The organism is Mesorhizobium sp. M1A.F.Ca.IN.020.06.1.1, from assembly GCF_004023265.1.
Taxonomy (GTDB): domain Bacteria; phylum Pseudomonadota; class Alphaproteobacteria; order Rhizobiales; family Rhizobiaceae; genus Mesorhizobium.
This window is the reverse complement of sequence record NZ_RZSR01000554.1, coordinates 1-4,024: the sequence shown is the minus strand read 5'-3', so window position 1 is coordinate 4,024 and position 4,024 is coordinate 1. Positions and strand designations below refer to the sequence as shown.

The 4,024-nt window shown below is 66.0% G+C and carries 4 protein-coding genes; 1 reads left to right on the top strand and 3 read right to left on the bottom strand.

Going from position 1 to position 4,024, the window contains the following annotated elements:
* Positions 1-353: SDR family oxidoreductase (locus EOA60_RS22115; RefSeq protein WP_128311888.1), on the top strand; the 353-nt coding region annotated here is incomplete at its 5' end.
* 37 nt (positions 354-390) lie between these two features.
* Here the strand turns inward: EOA60_RS22115 and EOA60_RS22110 are convergent.
* The 3 genes from EOA60_RS22110 to EOA60_RS22100 form a co-directional block, all read right to left on the bottom strand.
* On the bottom strand, positions 391-1,494 hold the full coding sequence (locus EOA60_RS22110; protein ID WP_095823578.1) for an alcohol dehydrogenase family protein: 1,104 nt from the start codon (positions 1,492-1,494) through the stop codon (positions 391-393).
* A 66-nt stretch (positions 1,495-1,560) separates the two neighbouring features.
* Positions 1,561-2,940: an aspartate aminotransferase family protein gene (locus EOA60_RS22105; RefSeq protein ID WP_095823362.1), complete on the bottom strand. Its 1,380-nt coding sequence runs from the start codon at positions 2,938-2,940 to the stop codon at positions 1,561-1,563.
* A gap of 36 nt (positions 2,941-2,976) precedes the next feature.
* A partial coding sequence (locus EOA60_RS22100) for an NAD-dependent succinate-semialdehyde dehydrogenase (protein WP_164899458.1) occupies positions 2,977-4,024 on the bottom strand: 1,048 nt, incomplete at its 5' end.

Here is a 4,024-nt window from a genome sequence, read left to right as displayed (position 1 = left end):
GCCATGGACGCGTGGTGAACATGGCCTCGGTCACCGGCCCTTACGTTTCCAACGAAGGCGAGGCCGCTTATTCCGCCGCCAAGGCAGGCATGGTCGGGCTGACGCATGCGCTTGCGCTGGAGGTCGGCCGCAGCGGCGTCACCGTCAACGCCGTGGCGCCGGGCTGGATCGCGACGGGCGCCTCGACCCCGGAAGAACTCCTCGCGGCGCAAAACACGCCGCTTGGACGCGCCGGCACTCCGGAGGAGGTCGCCGCGGCTGTGCTGTTCTTGGCGTCCGACGGCGCCAGCTATGTCAACGGAGCCGTCATCGTCGTGGATGGCGGCAACATCCTTCAGGAGCGCAAGGTCTGACCGCCAAGGTCAACCCGTCGGCCGCCGCCATCGGCCGCTACTTGTTCGTGTCGGCAATCGCGTCCGGCACCACCACCAGCTTGCCGACGAAGTCCTTGGCCATGAAGTCGGTCTGGGCGCGGTGGAAGTCCGACAGCTTGTAGACGCCGCCGACCAGCGGGCGGATTTTCTTCTCCTCGATGTAGCGCACGATGCGGCGGAAATCCGCCCTGGTGCCCTGGCTCGATCCGTGCAGCTGAAGCTGCTTGAGATACATGGTGCGCAGGTCCAACTGCACCACCGGCCCCGCGATGGCGCCTGCGGTGGTGTAGCGTCCCTCGGGCCGCAGGATGCGCAGCAGATCATTGAAAATGGCGCCGCCGACAAGGTCGGCGACCACGTCGATGGGTTGGCCAGCGGTCGCTTCGTTGACGGCGGCAGGCAGGTCGGCCACGCCGCGCGTGATCACTTTCTCGGCGCCGATGTCGAGCACCGCTTGCTCCTTGCCCTTGCCGACCACGGCATAGGGAATGGCGCCCCGCGCCCGCGCCAGCTGCACGATGCCGGAGCCGACACCGCCGGAGGCGCCGGTGACCAGCACCCGTTCGCCGGCCTTCAAGCCTGCACGTTCCAGCATCTGCTCGCCGGTGAGATAGGCGCAGCAGAAGGTGGCGAGCTCGACATCGCTCAAATCGGTATTGACGACATGCGCGTTCTCGGCCGGCAGCGCCTGGTATTCGGCATAGCCGCCGTCACGGCCGTGGCCCATATAGTCGATGTCGGCAAGCGAATCGTCGTCACGGTTGTAGATGGAGAAGTCGACCATGACGCGTTCGCCGATGCGCTCGGAGGGTACGCCGTCACCGACGGCGACGATGGTGCCCACCGTATCGGTGCCCTGGATGCGCGGAAAGGTCAGTGTGTTGCCTTGCCGGCGCCAGGTCGACACGGCGGCCGCGTCTTCCTCGGTGCCGTAGGCGCCCTGGCGCACCCAGACATCGGTGTTGTTCATGCCGCAGGCGCTGACCTTGACCAGCACCTCGCCGGCAGCCGGCGGCGGCACCTTCACATCGGTGCGATAGACGAGTTTTTCCAGGCCGCCGTGGCCGGTGAGTTGCACGGCGGCCATCGTGGCGGGGACGGTTCTGGTTATGGCATTCATGTCGGTCTGTTCCTTTGCTTTCACGCAACTCCGGACGGAAAACCGTTCACACCTTCCTGGATTGCTTCAGAGGCTGGCAAACACGCTGTTCACGGCGTCGGCGGTCTTGGCGACGATGGTGTCGGCCTCCTCGCGCGTCAGGCAAAGCGGCGGCGCGAAGCCGAGGATGTCGCCCTGCGGCATGGCGCGGCCGATGACGCCGCTTGCCGCGAGCGTCGTGGCGATCTGCGGGCCCACTTTGAGCGCCGGATCGAAGAAGACGCGATCGTCGCGATCCCTGACGAACTCGACCGCAGCCAGCATGCCGTCGCCGCGGACCTCGCCGACGTTTCTGTGGCCGCCGACGGCCTTGGCCAGCTCGGCGAGGAAATAGGCGCCGGTCTCGCCGGCATTCCTCACCAGATCCATCTCGTCGATCAGTTCGAGATTGGCGACGCCCGCGGCGACGCAGATGGGATGCGCCGAATAGGTCCAGCCGTGGCCCAGCGAGCCCAGCTTGTCGGAACCCCTGACCAGCACCTGCCAGACCTTGTCGGAGACGATGACGCCGGAAAGCGGCGCATAGGCAGACGTCAGGCCCTTCGCGATGGTGATCAGGTCCGGCTTGATGCCGTAATGGTCGGAGCCGAACATGGTGCCGAGACGGCCGAAGCCGGTCACCACCTCGTCGGCGACAAGCAGCACGTCGTATTTGTTCAGCACTGCCTGGATCTTTTCCCAATAGCCGGCGGGCGGCGGCACGATGCCGCCGGTGCCGAGGATCGGCTCGCCGATAAAGGCCGCGACGGTGTCCGGGCCCTCGGCAAGGATCATCTCCTCGAGCGTGGCGGCGCAATATTGCGAAAACTGCTCCTCGCTCATCGAGCGGTCGGCGCGGCGGAAATAATAGGGGGCCTCGGTGTGCATGATCGGCGCGCGCGGCAGGTCGAAGGCGTTGTGGAACAGCTCGAGCCCGGTCAGCGATCCTGTCATGACGCCGGAGCCGTGGTAGCCGCGCCAGCGCGAGATGATCTTCTTCTTCTCCGGCCGACCGAGAACGTTGTTGTAATACCAGATCAGCTTGATGTTGGTCTCGTTGGCGTCGGAGCCGGAGAGGCCGAAATAGACCCTCGACATGCCCTTCGGCGCGCGGTCGATGATCATCTTGGCGAGCGTGATCGAGGCCTCGGTGCCGTGCCCGACATAGGCGTGATAATAAGCGAGGTTCTTGGCCTGATCAGCAATGGCATCGGCGATCTTGTGGCGGCCATAGCCGACATTGACGCAATAGAGGCCGGCAAAGGCATCGATGCTCTTCTTGCCGGTGTTGTCCCAGACGGTGACGCCTTCGCCGCCGGCCATGATGCGTGCCGGGGACTCGCCCCGCGCATGCGTGCCCATATGCGTCGAGGGATGGAAGAAGTGGTCGCGATCCCAGGCCGAAAGTTCGTTGGACTGTTCGAGCATCTTTTTTCTCCTTGCAGGGAATTCTTCCGGCGTGCGCTAGGCGACGTCCAGACAAAGGTATTTCAGATCGGTGAAGGCTTCGAGGCCATGGCGCGAGCCTTCGCGGCCGATGCCGGACTGCTTGACGCCGCCGAACGGGATCGGCGCGCCGGTGATCTTCACCCGGTTGATCGCGACCATACCGTATTCCAGCGCGCGACCCATGCGCGCCTGGCGCGCGCCGTTCTCGGTCACGACATAGGCGACGAGGCCATATTCGGTAGCATTGGCGCGGGCGACGACTTCCCGTTCCTCGTCGAACGGGGTGACGGCGGCGACCGGGCCGAAGGTTTCCTCATGCATGATCAGCGCCTCGTCCGGCACATCGACGAGCAGCGTTGGCTGATAGAACAGCGGCCCGGCCGCATGGCGCTTGCCGCCGATGAGGCAGCGCGCGCCGCGAGCCAGCGCGTCTGCGACCTGCTCCTCCACCTTCTTGACGGCGCGCTCATGCATCAGCGGGCCGATATCGGCGTCGGGTGAAAGCCCGTTGCCGGTGCGCAGACGCTCGATGCGACGGGCGAGGGCGGCGCAGAAGCGGTCATAGATCTGGCGCTGCACATAGATGCGGTTGGCGGCAAGACAATCCTGGCCGGAGGTGGCGAATTTGGCGTCGAGGGCGATCGTCACCGCCTTTTCGATATCGGCATCACCGAAGACGATCAGCGGCGCATGGCCGCCGAGCTCCATGACCAGTCGCTTCATCGTCGGCGCGCTCTGCGCGGCAATCAGCCGGCCGACGTCGGTCGAACCGGTGAAGCTCATGGCGCGCACCCGGGCGTCAGCGCACATCGCGCCGACGATGGTGCGCGCATCCCCGGTGACAACGTTGAAGACGCCGGCGGGCAGGCCGGCACGCTCGCCGAGCTCGGCCAGCGCCAGCGCCGAAAGCGGCGTTTCCGAGGACGGATGCGCCACCACGGTGCAGCCGGCGGCAAGCGCCGCAGCGGCCTTGCGGGTGAGCATGGCCGACGGAAAGTTCCATGGGGTGACGACGCCGACGACGCCGAGCGGCTCGCGGCGAACGGTCATCTGAGCATTCGGC

Excerpts from the sequence above, each read along its gene's own strand:
- EOA60_RS22110 (WP_095823578.1), bottom strand. The coding sequence starts at position 1,494 with ATGAATGCCATAACCAGAACCGTCCCCGCCACGATGGCCGCCGTGCAA.
- EOA60_RS22105 (WP_095823362.1), bottom strand. The coding sequence starts at position 2,940 with ATGCTCGAACAGTCCAACGAACTTTCGGCCTGGGATCGCGACCACTTC.